4 protein-coding genes and 1 pseudogene are annotated in these 18,032 nt (G+C 59.6%); all 5 read left to right on the top strand.

Features of this window, described 5'->3' with window-relative positions:
• Positions 1–169 precede the first annotated feature (169 nt).
• Positions 170–12,178 carry a two-partner secretion domain-containing protein gene (locus NMB41_RS10910; protein WP_494382824.1) on the top strand — a complete coding sequence of 4,003 codons (12,009 nt, stop codon included), beginning with the start codon at positions 170–172 and terminating at the stop codon, positions 12,176–12,178.
• Positions 12,179–13,300: 1,122 nt separating this feature from the next.
• Positions 13,301–15,361, top strand: coding sequence for a hemagglutinin repeat-containing protein (locus tag NMB41_RS10915; protein ID WP_494382466.1), 2,061 nt, complete (start codon positions 13,301–13,303; stop codon positions 15,359–15,361).
• The gene (locus NMB41_RS10920; RefSeq protein WP_494382467.1) at positions 15,328–16,854 is read left to right on the top strand and encodes a hypothetical protein; all 1,527 of its coding nucleotides are present in this window, start codon (positions 15,328–15,330) and stop codon (positions 16,852–16,854) included. Before NMB41_RS10915 ends, NMB41_RS10920 begins: the two co-directional genes overlap by 34 nt.
• Before the next feature lies 1 nt (position 16,855).
• Positions 16,856–17,167 (top strand): hypothetical protein, encoded by a 312-nt coding sequence (locus tag NMB41_RS10925; protein WP_494382468.1) that lies wholly within the window; start codon positions 16,856–16,858, stop codon positions 17,165–17,167.
• A gap of 562 nt (positions 17,168–17,729) precedes the next feature.
• Positions 17,730–17,997 (top strand): annotated as a pseudogene (locus NMB41_RS10930) (collagenase-like protease); the annotation flags it as partial.
• Positions 17,998–18,032: the final 35 nt, after the last annotated feature.

An 18,032-nucleotide genomic window follows, 5' to 3' on the forward strand; every position in this document is an offset into this window, starting at 1 on the left:
CCCAGGACAGGGCAGGGCCGACAGCTCAGTGCGAGGCTTCAAACATGTCCCTTCGTTGCACCGCATAGCTCTGCTGATTGCGGCAGCACTAGGAGGAACGATAGTAGCTGGTGGTGTGTCGGCGCAAGTCGTCGCTGATCCTAACTCTCCAGGAAAGCTGCGACCGACCGTGCTCGAAACCGCGAACGGCGTGGTCCAGGTCAACATCCAGACTCCCAGCGCGGCTGGCGTCTCAAGGAATGTCTATTCGCAGTTTGACGTGCCGAAAAGTGGGGTCATCCTGAACAACTCCCGCACGGATGTACAGACCCAGATCGGCGGCTGGGTACAAGGAAATCCCTGGCTGGGCAAGGGGACGGCGCGGGTGATCCTGAATGAAGTCAATTCGAGCAATCCCAGCCGTTTGCAAGGCTATATAGAGGTGGCGGGCAGCCGCGCAGAGACCATCATCGCCAATCCGGCCGGGATTGCGGTCGACGGGGGCGGTTTCATCAACGTCAGCCGTGCCACGCTCACCACCGGCAACCCAATCATCGAGGATGGCAGCCTGAAAGGCTACTCGGTTCAACGTGGTCAGATCGTCATCGGCGGAGAGGGGCTGGACGCCAGCAAGACCGATTACACAGCGCTGATTGCCCGCTCAGTTCAGGTCAATGCGGGGCTATGGGCGCAGCGCCTCAACGTTATCACTGGTACGAACGAGGTCGAGGAGGCAGCGCAGGCCAGCGTGACGCAGGCGAGCCAGGCGACCGGAGCCCTGCCGCAGTTTGCGGTCGACGTCGGACAGCTCGGAGGTATGTATGCGAACCAGATCTATATGGTGGGCACGGAGGGTGGCGTTGGCGTCCGCAATGCCGGCGGGATCGGGGCCAGTGCTGGCGATCTGATCGTGACCGTCGCCGGGCGTCTGGAGAATAGCGGCACGCTGTCGGCGAGCCAGCGCCTGCAGCTGGATGCCGCCGGCGTTGGGAACCGCGGGAATATTCAGGCAGGCAGTACGCTGGTGATGACTGCCGGTGATCTCGCCAACGTCGGTCAGATCAAATCTGCGGTGGAAGCGTCGATCACGGTGCAGGGCGAGATTAATAACAGCCGCGGGCACATCGAAGGAGCCCGAATTGATCTGCGCGGTGCCGCGTTACGCAATGTCGAAGGCACGGTTTTGCAAACCGGGGCATCGGCGCTTGCGCTCAAAGCAGAGCAGGTCAGTAATGCGTCAGGGACGCTTGGGCGACAAAGCGTGGCGGCCACTACAGAAACCGGCGGCACCGCGGACGCGAGCAGCGGCGCCACATCCCCGATCGGCGCTGGTGGCACGAGTGGCGCCGCTCCAGACGGTGCGGGTCAGACGGACGCAGGCGCACCCGGCGTTTCCACGCCACAGCCAGTGCTGGCCGACGGCCGGGTGGAGGTACTGTCGCTCGATAACGCGTCGGGGCTCATCGCCTCCAACGGGCAGGTGACGCTGAACACGGGCACGCTGGAAAACCGGAGCGGCGTCGCATACGTAAGCAGTCTGTCCGTGACCGGACCGTCCTTGGACAATACCGGCGGTACGCTGACGATCCTCGGCACCTTTAGCCCTCGGCTTGAAAGCTTGGTCAATGATCAGGGCAAGCTCCTGGTTGGTGGCGCTTTCGATGGTGGGTTCGGCTCTCTCAGCAACCGGCAAGGCCTGCTGCAGGCCACGCATCTCAACGTCGATGTGACCCGGACCCTGGACAACAGTGGGGGGACCCTGCGCCAGCTTGGCAGCGCCATTGCGGGCATCCGTGTTGGCGGCGAGCTGGCGCTGGGCCAGGGCACACTGGATATGGCATCCAGCTTGAGTCTGCGCGCGGGTTCGATCAGCGGCAGCGGCAGCATCCTGAATGTGACAGGCAACCTGGACGTGGAAGGCGGGACGACCAGCAGCGCCCAAGGAAAGTGGATCGTCGGCGGCGACGCCAACCTGCGCACCAGCGGCTTCGACAACAACAAGGGCACGATTGCTGCTGGGGGGACGCTGAGGATCGATAGTGCAGGTTTTGATAATGCCGGCGGAACGATTGCAGCGAAGGAGGCCAATATTATGGCCGGCGGCGCTATCGATAATAGTGCCGGCATTATCCAGGCAGTGCGTAGTCTTGAGCTGAACGCTACCGGCGGAATCGTTAATCTGGCCGGCAGTATCGCGGCAACGGCAAGCGACAGCACCATGCGTGTGAGCGGTGCCGCCCTGGTCAACAGCGGAAAAATTGCCGGTAATGGTGTCGCTGACCTGAAGGCGCACTCCATCGTCAATATGTCGAATGGAAAAATTTCAGCTGGCGGCCCCCTGGTGCTGAACGCGCATGCCAGCATTGACAATACTGGCACCATTAGCAGCGGCGCAGCACTCACGATCGATGAGGCGGCAGCCATGCTGACCAATCGTGGCACGCTGGTCGCAGATGGCGACATTGCGATCCGCGCCGCCAACATCGATAACAGCGGGGGTACGCTTGCTACCGCAGCCGGGTCCGGCGCCAACGTGACGTTGCAGGCGAACAGCCTGGCCAACCGCGAGGGCAGGATCGTAGCCGAACGTGCGCTGACCCTCGATCTCGGCGGGGCGCTGGACAACGACCGAGGGATGATTCAGGGTGTCGATTTGGTCCGCACAAGCGCGGGCGGGAACCTGACTAACGACAGCGGCGTGATAGAAGCAACCGGCGCCCATGCCACGCTTGCGCTGCAAGCGAATGCGATCCACAACGGTACCGGGCGCGTGGTCAACGTCGGTGACGGCAAGACGACGATCGCAGCAGCCGACAGTCTGGGAAGCGCCGGTCTAGTGGCTGGCAACGGCACGCTGGACGTTCGCGCTAATAGCCTGCTGAACCAGGCTGGAGGGACGCTGGCGTCGGGAGGCGCGATAACGGCCGCGGTCGGCACCCGGTTCGACAACTCGGGTGACATGCGCAGTGGTGCCGCGCTCGATATCGCAGCGCAGGCCGCTGAGGTGACCAACGCCGGGCTGGTAGTTGCGAGCGGAGCAATGACCCTGGCGAGCGCCGCCTTCAACAACGATGGTGGGCAACTGGCGACCGCCAAGGGTTCGGCAGGAAATCTCAATCTTGATGTCGCAAGCATCAGTAACCGTGGTGGGTCGATCTTGTCCGACGGGAATGCGCAGCTGATCAGTGCCGGCGCGTTCGATAGTACCCACGGCAAGCTGCAGGCCGCGGGTTCGCTCGAGCTCAGCGTCGCTGCTACGCTCAGCAATGACGGTGGCCTGATCGAGACGCTGGACCCATTTGCACGCCTGAACCTGCAGGCATCCGCGCTCGACAATGGAAATGGCCGCATCGTGAACGTTGGTGCTGGTGCGACGACGGTAACGGTGGAGGGCAGGTTCGTCAGCAGTGGACTCGTCGCCGGCAATGGCAGCGTGAACCTGGCAGTGTCCGATCTCGACAATCAAACTGGCGCCAGGATTGCCGCAGGCACTACCCTGGATATCGGGGCGGCCCGCACGATTGCCAATGCGGGCCAGATTGGCAGCCAGGGGGCACTCAGGGTCAATGCCGCCAACGCGGCGGTACGTAATAGCGGTCACATCGTCAGCGGTGCTGACGCTAGCCTGGATACCGCGTCCTTCGACAACAGCGGCGGCCAGGTGGGCACCGTTGCAGGAAGCGGCGGCGACATCGTGCTGCACGCAAGCGACATCATTAACGAGCGTGGCAAGTTATTGGCCGATGGTGCCGCGCACATCACATCCGCCGGAATGCTGGACAATCGGCAGGGTGAATTGCGAGCCAACACTGCAATGGCCATCAATGCCGCAGGTACGTTGGTCAGCCAGGATGGCGTGATCGAAACTGCGGGTCCGGGCGCCACCCTGAATGTGCGCGCCGAATCCATTGAGAACACCGCAGGCCGCATGGTAAACGTGGGCAGCGGCTCCACTACCGTCATGGCGAATAGCCGAATCGTCAATAGCGGCATGATCGCTGGCAACGGAACACTCGTCATCTCGGCGCAAACCTTGCAGAGCACGAGCGGCGGTACGATTGGCTCATCGGGCGAACTGGATCTGGCGCTGCACCAGGAACTTGTCAACGCGGGCACCATCACCAGTGCACAGACCCTTCACTTCAATCAGGGCAGCGCCAGCCTGACCAATAGCGGCCGGATTGGGGCCGGCGGCGCCATCGACATTGACGTTGCGACCGTTCGCAACGACGGCGGGCAAGTGTACACGGTGACCAATTCGGGCGCCTCGATCAACATGCGGGCGGATACCGTGAACAACATCGGCGGCACCGTCTCCTCCGATGGACGTCTACAGGTCGAGGTCGTCGGCAGCGTTGGCAATAACGGCGGAACACTCCATGGCGGAACTGGCACGATCCTCGACGTAGGCAGTGCCTTGACGAATGGCAGTGGCAGTATCGAGGCAGCCGAAGGCACGTTGGGAATCCGGGCTCAGTCGGTCGACAGCAGTGGGCGCATCGTTAACGCAGGCACCGGCGCCACGACGATCGACAGCACCACGGCCATCGTCAACGCTAGCACGATTGCCGGCAAGGGCACGCTCGAACTGTCTGCGGAAACGTTACAGAACTTAGGCAGCGGCACGATCAGCAGTGGCGCTGCGCTCGATCTCGCGATTCGCCGGGAGCTGGGCAACGCCGGCGCCATGATCAGTGAAGGAACCATACGCTTCGACCAGGCTGCAGGGAGACTGGCTAATACCGGCCGCATCGGTGCACAGGGCAGCATTGACATCACCGCCGCCGAGGTCAGCAACAATTATGGTGGCCAGGTCTATACGGTCAACAATTCGGGCGCCGCGATCACTCTGGATACTGGCAGGCTGGACAATACCGGAGGCACCTTCTCGGCCGACAGCCTGCTGCGTGTGGAGGCGGGCGGAAATGTCGCCAATAGTTCCGGACTGCTTCGTGGCGGAACCGGTGCAGCGCTGCAAGCGGGCGGCGCGCTGGTAAATGGTAGCGGTGCCATCGAAGCCTCCTCCGGAGCGCTTGCAATTCAGGCGCAAACGATCAGCAACAGCGGACGTATCGAGAATGCCGGTACAGGCCAGGCGACGATCGACAGCGTTTACGGCATCGTCAACAGCGGCGCCATCGCCGGCAACGGAACACTAGACGTGCACGCTTCTGCGCTTCAGAACGAAGCCGGAGGACGGCTGGCCTCGGGGCGCGCCCTGGTGTTGGATGTGGGCCAGCAATTCAAGAATGCCGGCACCATCAGCAGCGGCGGTACGCTCAGTTTCGACGAAGCTGCCGCGTCATTCGCCAATAGTGGCGAGATCAGTGCAGCCGGCAGTATGCACTTGACGGCTGCATCCTTGGACAACAGTGGCGGCCGAATCTCGACGGTGCGCGGCTCCAGCACGGACATTACAATATTCAGCTCGACCCTGAGTAACCGTAATGGTGCGATTCTGGCCGACCGCAATGGAACCCTCTCGGTTTCCGGCGACGTCAACAATGGCCAGGGCACGCTACAGTCCGGCAATAACCTGGTCTTGACCGCCTCCGGCACGATCGGCAATGCAGGTGGCGTCGTCGAAACGCTGGGCGCAGGCAGCAGCCTGACGCTCCAGGGGGCAGCCATCCATAACGGCACTGGTGAGATCACTAATGCCGGTAACGGCGACACACGGCTTCTGAGCCAGATCAGCATCAGCAACGACGGCGTGATCGCTGGATTGGGCAATGTGCTCCTGTCTGGCCAAGCACTGCTGAACCACGGCGGAGCGAGAATCGAGTCTGGAAACGATCTCACGCTGGCGATCACCGAGGAGCTTGGCAACCAAGGAAAGATCAACAGCGCTGGCAAGTTGACCTTCGACCAAGCGGGTGCCACTTTCTCCAATAGTGGCGAGATTTACTCCGGGGGGCACACCCTGATCAATGCCAACCTGGTAAATAACGATGGCGGCCGTCTTGGAACCGGCAATGGTTCCGGCGCCGATCTGACCCTGACCAGCCAGCAGCTGAGCAACCGGGACGGCCGCATCGCCAGCGATCGCGATTTAGTGGTCAATACGCACGCGGTTACGGCGATCGGTGCGCTATTCGCGGGGCGCGACCTGGCCCTGACAATGGACGGTGATTATTTGCAGGGCGGCAGCGATCAACAACTCCGCTCGAACCGCGACCTGAGCCTTTCCGTTACCGGCAATATTACCAATACCGCGACGATGGAAGCCGCCCGCGTGTTGACCCTGTCTGGCCAACACATCGTTAACGGGGCAGGAGCGTCCATCGAGGGCGCGGACGTGATCCTTAGGGCACGCGGCGACCTGATCAACGCCGGCGAGATCAACGGCCAAAATACGCTGGACATCAACGCGGTTAGCGTCAACAACAGCGCAGGCATCGTAGGAGGGGGTGTCAGCCTGGCCGCCGGGAGCCTGATTAACAGCGGTTCGTCCGCGCTGATTGGCGCCACTGGCACACTCAGGCTCGGCGTGAACTCGACCCTGAACAATACTGGCGGCGCTACCCTGTACAGCAGTGGAGACATGATTATCGGCAATCAATGCTGCGGGAGTACCGACATCGTCAACAACATCTCGTCGACCATCGAAGCGGCCGGCAACCTGGCGCTCAAGGCGGGTAGCTTGAACAATGTGCGCGAAAACGTCGAGATTGTGAAGGTGAAGACAGTGGACGAAACCGTTCACATGACTATGCCGAGCTGGTACAAGTTCGGCGAAAATTACCATCGGTTCGATACAGAAGCAGCAAATTACAGAGCACATGAAGTGTATTTCGTCAGCCCGTCGGACATCCTGGAAGATCAGGAATATGTGACGCCCGACGGTTATACCATCCATCGTGCGGTGATTCGAACCCACGCGAACGATTCGGCGTTTTACGTAGCCGCTTCGGGCCTATACGGGTACTACGGCGCGCAGTCCCGGTTGACGCCGGCCGAGGGCACTCGGGTGATCTACTATACCGAGAGCGCCCAGGTCGCCAATCCCGACCAGGGAGCACCTGCGAGCAATGCGATCGTGCGTGCAGACAGCGTGACGGATTGGAGCTCGACAGTCGACTTTTCCAGTCAGTACGGCAACTGCAGCAGTGACTGCATCCGGCTGATCACAGAACCAGATTACATCGACCCTCGCACAACGATCATCCGGCTGACCCAACGGACTTTGGGGCCGTACAGGGAGAAGGGCGAGGAATCGCGTGACGCGCACCATGTCGTGATGGAAGACCGGCTCGGACCAGGCGCGGGCGCCGTTGCCCAGATTCTTTCTGGCGGAGACATGCGCTTGACAGTCGCCAGCGTATTCGAAAACCGATTCAGCGACATTAAGGCCAAGGGCAGCCTGATACTGGACGGCGCCGCCAGTAAGCCTACCGTCGGTGCCACGCTGTACCGCACCCACATCTTTGATGGTACGTGGAAAACCTTGGGAGGGGAAACCATCTCCTACCAGCAGCCGACAATCTCCGAAAAAATAGGTTCTGTGTCAGGGGTAATCGAAGGCAACCAGGGCGTCAGCATTTCGGGCAGGAGTTTCAGCGTCGTTGACGTCACAGCAGGTACTGTCGGCAATATCCGCGACGCGGTCAACGTGATTGGTAGCGGTGCTTCAGGGGCAAATTCCGCCGGCGCAAGTGTGGGTGCGTCCACGGGCTCTGTCGGGACGGTCGGGCTAGTACAAGTAAGCGTCACCGGGACAACGGCTGGATTGGCAAGCGAGACCGCAGCAACTGGCGGCAACGGCATCGTGAATGCCAGCCTCGGAGCCGCCGCAAGCGGTTTCGGCAACAATGCGCGAGGCGGCGGAAAGGCAACCGCTAGTGGTTACGCCAACAAGCTAGTCGTTGGCACCGTCGGGAATACGAACGGGGGCGCCAAGCCTGCGCCTGCGCATCAACCCAGCATCGTGCACGGAACGGAATTGGGTGGCGTGATGAAAGTTGCGCCGAGTGGCCTGTTCACCCGTAACCCGGACGCGAAAAGCAGCTACCTCTTTGAAACCCGGCCGCAGTTCGCTAACCAGCGGCAGTGGGCCAGCAGCGACTATTTGCTTAAGCAACTGGAGTTCGACCCGGTCACTACGCAGAAACGCCTTGGCGATGGATTCTACGAACAGCGCCTGGTGCGTGAACAGCTGGCCGAACTGACCGGTCACAAGTCCTACAGCGGCGCCAGCGACGACAGCATCTACAGTGAGTTGCTGACGAATGCCGTCAGCGCCGCGAAGGAGTTCGGCTTGCGCCCTGGTGTCGCCCTCAGTGCCGAGCAGGTGAAGCGGCTGACGAGCGACATCGTCTGGCTGGAAACCCAGACCGTGATGCTACCTGATGGCAGCACCGAGACCGTGCTCGTGCCGAAGGTCTACCTTGCGCACGTGGGGACGCATGCATTGCAGCCGGGCGGCGCGCTAGTAGCCGGCAACGGAGTGGCCATCCATACGACAGAGAGCATCGTTAACAGCGGCGGGGTGATCGATGGTGGCAATGGCCGCACCTTGCTGCTGGCGGGGCAGGACATTGTGAATCAGGGCGGCAGGATCAACGGCGGTGCTGTGGTGTTGGCAGCCGACCGCGATGTCAAGAACGAATCGTTGGCGGTAACGCAAACGCATGACTTCCAGCAGAATGGCGGTAGCTACACCTCCTTGGCAAACCAGGCCACGATCACGGCCACGGGCGCGCTCGATATCATGGCCGGACGGGACCTGAGCGACCTCGCTGGCAAGATCACCGCCGGGAGTGCCGTGCTCACTGCCGGGCAGAACATCGACTTTGGTACGATCCGTACCGGCAGCACCTACCAGTCCCAGATCGGCGATTACACCGAGAAGAACAGCAGCGCTACCCATCAGCTGAGCCAGATCAATACTGCAGGTGACCTGAAGATCGCAGCGAAGGGCGACCTGAACCTTACCGGCACACAAGTCTCGATTGGTACTGGTGGCAGCGGCAACGGCCAACTCCTGGCCGGAAAGAACATCAATATCGCTGCCGTGACCAACGAGGTCAACACCTCGGCGCAGAACGATCCGGGCAGCAAGCAGTATGACAAGCGGGTACATCAAGACCAAACCGTCGTGGGGTCTGACGTCATCGCCGCAGGCAGCCTGACGGTCGCTGCGGGCATACTCGAGCAGGGTGCCATCAACATCACGGCCAGCTCGGTTACTGCCGGCGAGCAGCTGAAACTGGCGGCCACCGACAACATCAATATCGGGTCCACGCAGGAGAAGCACGTATCGGACACCGCCTCAACTCGCACTTCGGGAAGCTCATTGAGCAGGAAGACAACGCAGAAGGCTGATTACGTGGCGAGCAGCCAGGCGGTCGGCAGTGCCCTGTCCGGCAAAACCGTCGATATCAGCGCAGGGAAGGATGTCAATGTGCTCGGTAGCGCCATCGCAGGTGATGGTGACGTTAGTCTGGCAGCGCTCGGTAATGTAAATATCGGGGCGTCCACCAGCACCCTGACCGAACAGCACCACACACAGGTCAAGGAAAGCGGCTTCCTGAGTGGAGGCGGATTTGGCATTACCTACGGGACGCGGGTCACGACGACGGACCAGAGCCGCGACGCGACGACGCAAAGTGGCCAGTCGCGCAGTATGGTTGGATCGATTAAAGGCAACTTGAGTGTCAGCGCGGGCAATGCAGTCAAGATTAGCGGCAGCGATTTGAGCGCTGGTCAGGACATGATCCTGACTGGGAAAAGCGTGGCGATCACGCCAGGCGCGGACGACGAGAACGGCAAGTTCACCACCAAGATGACGCAAGATGGACTCACGCTGGCAATCGGCGGCAGCGTCGTCAATGCTCTGCAGACCGCGCAATCCATGACTGCGGCAGGAGAGAAAACGTCGAGCGGACGGCACAGGGCGCTGGCCGCGGCCGCAGCGGCGTTGACCGCGAAGGATGCAGCCCAGGACATGGCTCAGAACGGTCCAAGCGCCAGAATCAGCTTGACCGTCGGCCATTCGGAAAGTGAAAGCACCGAGCTGACGGCTAGCCGCTCCAATGCAGGCAGCGTGCTCGCGGCCGGCAACAACGTCACCATCCTGGCGACCGGAGCGGGCAAGGACAGCAATATCGACATCGTCGGGAGCGATGTGCGTGCCGCAGGCAACGTGTCTTTGACTGCAGACAACCAGATCAATCTGCTGGCTGCCCAGGATACCGAGAGCCAGCACAGCCAGAGCAAGAGCTGGAGCGCGGCAGTTGGCATAGCTGCCGAAATAAACTCGCAGGGGGCGAGGTATGGCATCACTGCCAGCGCCAGCGCGAGCAAGAGCAAAGTCGATGGTGAGGGCACGACCCAGGTCAACAGCCATGTCAGTGCCGGCAACCGGGTGACGATCGCCAGTGGCGGCGACACCAATCTGAAGGGCGCGGTCGCCAGCGGCAACCAGGTAATGGCGACCGTTGGCGGAAACCTGAACATCGAGAGTCTGCAGGATACGGCCAAGCTCGACGGCAAGAGTCAGAGCGTCAGCGTTTCCGGCACTATCGGCGCAGGTGGCGGATTCAGCGCCAGCGTCAGTCAAAGCAAGGTAAATAACGACTATGCGAGCGTGCACGAGCAAAGCGGGATGCGTGCAGGCGATGGCGGTTTCCAAGTCAATGTTGCTGGTAATACGGACCTGAAAGGAGGCGTCATTAGTAGCAGCGAGCGGGCAATCGAAGACGGCCGCAACAGCTTGACTACCGAAACGCTCTCGTCTAGCCACCTCCAGAACCGAGACAGCTCCAAAGCCAGCGGTATCAGCTTGGGTGTAAACGTCGGAAAGAACCAGAGCGGAAACACGTTCTCTCCGAGCCTGGCCCCAGGCATTGGCAAGGTGAGTGGCAGTCAGAGCAGCGTTACGCGGAGTGGCGTAAGCGAAGGAACGCTCACGGTTGGCGATGTGCAGGAAGGACAAGCGATCGCAGGCTTGAACCGTGGCGTGAAGACGGGAGACGATACGGCTCAGGCGCTCACCAAGAGCTGGAGAGGTGCGGAGGCGCTTGACGATGTAGGCGCGCAGATGGAGATCACCAGCGCCGCAATGCCACGGCTTGCTAAGACAATCGGCGATTACGCTGAGACAAAGGCCGCCGAACTGAACAAGCTGGGCAACGCGGAAGAGGCGGCGAAGTGGGAGGAAGGCGGCGTTTATCGGGTTGCCGCACATACGGCGCTGGGTGCGCTGGGGGGCGGTGCCAGCGGTGCGTTGGGCGCAGCAAGCACCGCGGTTGCGACACCAGCCCTTGCCTCGTCAATTTCGAAGTTGGACGTCCCGGAGGAGTTAAAAAGCGCCTTGCTACTTGCGGCTGGCACGGCAATTGGTGTCACCGTCGGTGGACAAGAAGGAGGCGTTGCCGGCGCTAATGAGGTGGCGAACAATTATTTAAGTCATGTACGTACGGCATTTAACCAGCTGTCCGAGCAAGAACAGTTGGTGAAGGCCGAAAATGAATGTAACGCAGGTAACCTAAATTCTTGTCAAACACGCGACGGCCTAAAATGGAAATCGGATTCACGCGACATCGCACTCGCGGCCGCTTGCTCACATGGACAAACTGCTAATTGTCGTAGTGCAGTTGTGTTGGCTCAACAGGCTGGAAACAGAGTTATTATCGGAGACGATGGAAAAGTTATTATCTATCCGATCGGTGGGGCAGAGTTGGTGCCCGTTAAGAACGTTAAAGCCGAGAGTTTTCACGATAAGGTTTCTCGAAGCACATCTGAGGGTTTACTTCTTTACGGGACACCTACACTAGCTTGGAAAGGGGCGGTACAGGGCGCTGAACTCGGTGCCAGCGCACTCGCTGCCTATCAGCGGGCATCTGCGGGGTATTCAGTGCTCGCGGCATCCGGAACAGGAGCTGCACTTGGTGGTTTGTCCTACAGTGGGAGCGCAGCTTTAGGCGCTTGGCACGAAATCTATCTAGATGAACAGAAAAGCTTTGCGCCGGAATTTGCGAATCGCTTCTCCTACTCTGGATTGGCTGCTGCTTCGACAGTTGGTGCAGTTACTGGGGCTTACGGTAATGCTATGTTCCAATGGGCCGGCGTTCCTAACGCGTTAAGTAACATAAAGACTTTGCCAGGGGCAATTATTCGCCTTAACGCCACAGCGTTAGGCCAAAGTGCTGGTCGAGCCACTCAAGAGTCAATCAAGCCGCCTAGCGACAGGCAATAGAAAGGACATATTATGTTTGATGGGTTACTGTCGGGACTGTTGGGGGGACTCTTCGGCCCAGCAATCGCACACTGGCTAAGCAAATTTAAATATTGGATCGTGTTCCTCACTGGGTTTTTCGCGACGCAGGTTTTTTTTGTTGCGTCGATGTTACACAAAGTGGGTTTTCGGAAGACTATCGAGTCTTTCGAGAATGGGATTAATCCAATACTTGTTTGCGCTCCAGCGATTGCTGGCTTACTAGCTGTTCTGGTTGCGTTCATTGGCTCGTTAAACTCTTCGAACGATAGCTCTAAGAATAGTACGGCAGACAAGGACAAGTAGGCGACAACCAGTTTTGTGACAGTATGGGACACGATCCGCCTGCAGAAATATAAAGTTATGTTTATGTGCCCTTGCCATGACTTGCGCCGCAACCGTCCAGTTGCCTTCTTAATTCACGACGTTGCTGACCAACGGCATAATCGAGCCTTGCGCGGTCGTCATGTATTTTGTAGCCAAAAAGCAGCGCAAAGGAACCGTGAGCCTCGAATGCACCGAACTCTCGATCAAACCTTGCATGCAAGCTGAATTCAAAGCCGGCTTCCGCCAGGCCTCGCCGCTCTTACAGCGTGCGCGCCGCTGCGCGGGCATGCTGCTCTAGCGCGACATCGAGAATCCGAGCGCCGACTGGCTTCTGGTGCGCTGGCAGACGGTCGAGGACCACAACGTCCACTTCCGTTGCAGCGAGGATTTCTAGGAAGGCGGCGGCTGGTCGGCCACTGCTTCGATGGGGCGCCCAGCGTCAGCCACCTGGAGACGGTGCTCGAAGGCTTCTGATCATGTGCGTCAATTACCGTCCGCCCACGCCCGAGCAGTTCGGCACGCTGGGGGACTTCAGCGATCTCCCAAACGACTGGCGTGGCCGGAGGAGACCTCGAAGGATTACGTCGCGCCCATCCTGTGCAGGGATGCTCACGGCCGACTGGAAGCCCGCCTGGCGACCTACGGCATGGTGCCACGGCACCGGATTCCGCCAGAGATCAAACCTTTAGATACGATGAACGCGCCGGTACGCAAGTCTCGATTGGTACTGGCGGCAACGGTCAACTCCTGACCGGAAAGAACATCAATATCGCTGCCGTGACCAAAGAGGTCAACACCTCGGCACAGAACGACCCGAGCAGCAAGCAGTATGACAAACGGGTACATCAAAACCAGAACGTGGTGGGGGCGGACGTTACTGCAGCCGGCAGCTTGACGGTCGCTGCGGGCATACTCGAGCAGGGTGCCATCAACATCACTGCCAGCTCGGTTACTGCCGGCGAGCAGCTGAAGCTGGCGGCCACCGACAGCATCAATATTGGGTCCACGCAGGAGAAGCACGTATCGGACACCGCCTCAACGCGCACTTCGGGAAGCTCATTGAGCAGGAAGACAACGCAGAAGGCTGATTACGTGGCGAGCAGCCAAGCGGTCGGCAGTGCCCTGTCCGGCAAAACCGTCGATATCAGCGCAGGCAAGGATGTCAATGTGCTCGGTAGCGCCATCGCAGGCGATAGTGACGTCAGTCTGGCAGCACTCGGTAATGTAAATATCGGGGCGTCCACCAGCACCCTGACCGAACAGCACCACACACAGGTCAAGGAAAGCGGCTTCCTGAGTGGAGGCGGATTTGGCATTACCTATGGGACGCGGGTCACGACGACGGACCAGAGCCGCGACGCGACGACGCAAAGTGGCCAGTCCCGCAGTATGGTCGGCTCAATCGACGGCAACCTCAACGTAAGCGCAGGCAATGCAGTCAACATTAGTGGCAGCGATCTGAGCGCTGGGCAGGACATGATCCTGACTGGGAAAAGCGTGGCGATCACGCCAGGCGCAGATGACGAGAACGGCAAGTTCACCACCAAGATGACGCAAGATGTGCTTACGTTGGCAATCGGCGGCAGCGTCGTCAATGCTCTGCAGACCGCGCAATCCATGACTGCGGCAGGAGAGAAAACGTCGAGCGGACGGCACAGGGCGCTGGCCGCGGCCGCAGCGGCGTTGACCGCGAAGGATGCAGCCCAGGACATGGCTCAGAACGGTCCAAGCGCCAGAATCAGCTTGACCGTCGGCCATTCGGAAAGTGAAAGCACCGAGCTGACGGCTAGCCGCTCCAATGCAGGCAGCGTGCTCGCGGCCGGCAACAACGTCACCATCCTGGCGACCGGAGCGGGCAAGGACAGCAATATCGACATCGTCGGGAGCGATGTGCGTGCCGCAGGCAACGTGTCTTTGACTGCAGACAACCAGATCAATCTGCTGGCTGCCCAGGATACCGAGAGCCAGCACAGCCAGAGCAAGAGCTGGAGCGCGGCAGTTGGCATAGCTGCCGAAATAAACTCGCAGGGGGCGAGGTATGGCATTACTGCCAGCGCCAGCGCGAGCAAGAGCAAAGTCGATGGTGAGGGCACGACCCAGGTCAACAACCATGTCAGTGCCGGCAACCGGGTGACGATCGCCAGTGGCGGCGACACCAATCTGAAGGGCGCGGTCGCCAGCGGCAACCAGGTAATGGCGACCGTTGGCGGAAACCTGAACATCGAGAGTCTGCAGGACACGGCCAAGCTCGACGGCAAGAGTCAGAGCGTCAGCGTTTCCGGCACTATCGGCGCAGGTGGCGGATTCAGCGCCAGCGTCAGTCAAAGCAAGGTAAATAACGACTATGCGAGCGTGCACGAGCAAAGCGGGATGCGTGCAGGCGATGGCGGTTTCCAAGTCAATGTTGCTGGTAATACGGACCTGAAAGGAGGCGTCATTAGTAGCAGCGAGCGGGCAATCGAAGACGGCCGCAACAGCTTGACTACCGAAACGCTCTCGTCTAGCCACCTCCAGAACCGAGACAGCTCCAAAGCCAGCGGTATCAGCTTGGGTGTAAACGTCGGAAAGAACCAGAGCGGAAACACGTTCTCTCCGAGCCTGGCCCCAGGCGTGGGCAAGGTTAGCGAAAGCCAGGCCAGCACGACCCGCAGCGGCATCAGCGTTGCGGCGCTGACAATTGGGGATCAACCGGCGGGCGAAGCAATCGCGAATCTCAACCGTGACGTCATAACCGGTAAGGACACGTCCGGGCGCTCATTAAAGGGTGGACTGGAGCGCAGGCGTTGGACGAAGTGGGTGCGCAGATGCAGATCACCAGCGCCGCCATGCCTCGTCTAGCAAAAGAGATTGGCGATTACGCCGCAACCAGGAAGAAGGAACTGGAGAGTCAGGGCAATACCGAAGAAGCGGCGAAGTGGGCCGAAGGAGGGATTTACCGCGTCGCGGCCCATACGGCGCTCGGCGCCATGGGGGGCGGACTGGGTGGGGCAGTCGGAGCAGCGGCTGCGGCAGAAGCGGCGCCAACCATAGACGAACTTCAGAAGGCGATGACGGTGAAGTTAACCGATGCCGGGTTGGGCGACAATGCGGCAGAGGTCGCGGCAAAACTGATCGCGGGCGGGGCCGCCGGGGTCATTGGCGGTGTGGCCGGCGGCAGTGCAGGGGCGGCGACCGGGCTGAATGCGGACGCAAATAACCGTCAATTGCATGAGAGCGAGTCCCAAAAGCTAGCAGTATTGAAGCGAGGAAAGTCAGCGGATGAGCAACACAGACTAGACGCCGCTGCCTGTGCCTTAGTGAGGTGTGCCGACGGCGTTCCTACAAGTGATCCGCTATATCGGACATTGGAGGCGCTGCAAAGTGAAGGCAAAAACTACAATGTCGAACAAATGGCGCTAAAGGCGACGGGCGAATTTGTTTACCAAGCATATTTGGATCCAGCGCGCGACGCTTTAACCAGCCGTGCTGAATTACTGCGTCGCACGGGTGGCGCCATCAATCTAGGCGCGGGGACGCTGGGGACAGTCGGTGGCGGGGTCATTGCCGCCGGCGGCGTGGCATCGTGTGTCGAGACGGTTGGCTTAGGTTGCGCATTTGGTGCGTTTGGTGCATATATTGCCACAGCGTCGAACCAACAGGCACAACAGGGAAGCCAAGCGCTTTTTGGCCCGTTCCAGTCCAGCGAAGGTCAGCGGGTGTTGAACTCGCTTAATGCGCAGACATTCCCAGGAGAAAAGGATCCTCTCGTGACCACTGGTCTGGACGCGCTTAAGTTAGGTGCGACGGCGGTGGCAGGGAAGGTTATCCCGAAGGGGCTTGCTGCGGCCGAGGGATTAGCTGGCAGGACCCGCAGCAGCGCTGTCGTTGCACCAAGTGGGTCGAGCCCCACATTTACTTTCAATTCTGTCGAGAATCCAGGGCCGCTTGCCACCTTGCCAGGTACTCCGGCTGCAAATTTCTTTTCTGGGAAGTACAACGCTACCGTTCTCACCGATGATCTAGTGCTATACCGAGCAGGCGAAACTGGGAAGCCCCTTGGTCAGTGGTTTACCAGAGAGGCCCCCGAGTCGCTAGCAAAGGTAAGGATCGATTCCGCCGTAAAAAGTCAGTGGGTAGATCCAAAAACCCGAGTTTTGACCGGCAGCTCGCCCATTGACGTTGTTTATACCGTTAAAATCCCGAAAGGATCCACGGTCTATGATGGGCCAGTTGGTCCTCAAGGAGGATTTTATGTTGGCGGACCAAATGCTAGTCAAGTATTTGTGGAGACGCCATGGAACATTAGGGGCGTTCAGGTGCTTGATGCATCGCCGATTAAAGGAAAGAAATGATATGAAAACCAATCACAAGCAAGTCGAAGAAGTCCGCGTCCTCCTCAACGAACTGCTTGCACTTCTTGATGAGGAAAAGGAAGGAAATTGGTCTCGGGGTATTAGGGCGGCATGTCAGGAATTAGTTGGCTCGGAAGGTTGCGTTGCCAATGCCGATTTCGAGAGCGCGCGGTCAATTTATAATACTATGATGGCAGGTGGGCGCGGTTTTGCTGAGTATTATATTTGGGCGGAGGACGAGGAGGAGCGGATTCGTAGGAATAAAGCACTAGGAGAGCTTCGAAAAAAAATATGGGAAACATTTAATTCTTGACTAGAGACGACCAGAACAAGGCGTTTAATAATTTTTGCGTCAACGATGTGAGGCCCGTTGCACTAATGGCGTTGTAACAGCACAGGGTTTCCTTCGCCGCATGGGCCGGCGAAAGCATTAAATTCAACTGATTTTAATGCTGGCGTGGAGTCCAAGCGGATGACGCGTTCTACCGAGACGCACCCTCGCTTGTGCTTGTACTCTCCGCACAAGGCGAAAACGTCATTCGAGCGGAGCCAATCAGAACTGTGCTTGACACCGACAGGATACGACCCGGCGGCACGACGGTTCCGCGTCGCCGTACGTTCATGTGATCTAGCATCGCCAACTCAGCAAATTCGAATCTTGCCCGCCTTCACTGAGGAGTACGAATTGTCCGAGGGCGGTCGCAACGCTCAACGGGTTGGGAACAAGGTCACGTTCGAAACGAACGGAAATGTTTATATTTATCCCATCAGTACGCCAGAATTAGTCGAAATTCTGAAATCGGGCGCTTGAGGCTTCGACGAGACAGTGTCCAGATGTCCGTCCGCGGGTTTGCTTCTTTGTACTGGGGCCGGACGAGGTGCCGCTGATGATCACCAAGCACTGCCTGCGCTTCTCGTCAACCTTTGCCCGAAACAGGCCACGGGCGTGCAGGGCGTGCAAGGCCAGGTGCGCGCCGAGCCAATGACGCTGAGGTCGGGCGAGGAACCTACATGCTGCGTTTCGACTGCAAGCCTTGCGAGATGCACATTGTCGAGGCGATGAAGCCTGGCATCCTGCGCGCACCGCCGCCATCCGCCGTGCCGTACAGCCCGCTGACCTTCCATCCCCGCCGGCCCATGTGAAAGCTTGCGGACAGCGGCCCGGACGAAAGCGCTGG

This window comes from Massilia sp. FBCC-B171, from assembly GCF_059134155.1.

Excerpts from the sequence above, each read along its gene's own strand:
- NMB41_RS10920 (WP_494382467.1), top strand. The coding sequence starts at position 15,328 with ATGCAGATCACCAGCGCCGCCATGCCTCGTCTAGCAAAAGAGATTGGC.
- NMB41_RS10925 (WP_494382468.1), top strand. The coding sequence starts at position 16,856 with ATGAAAACCAATCACAAGCAAGTCGAAGAAGTCCGCGTCCTCCTCAAC.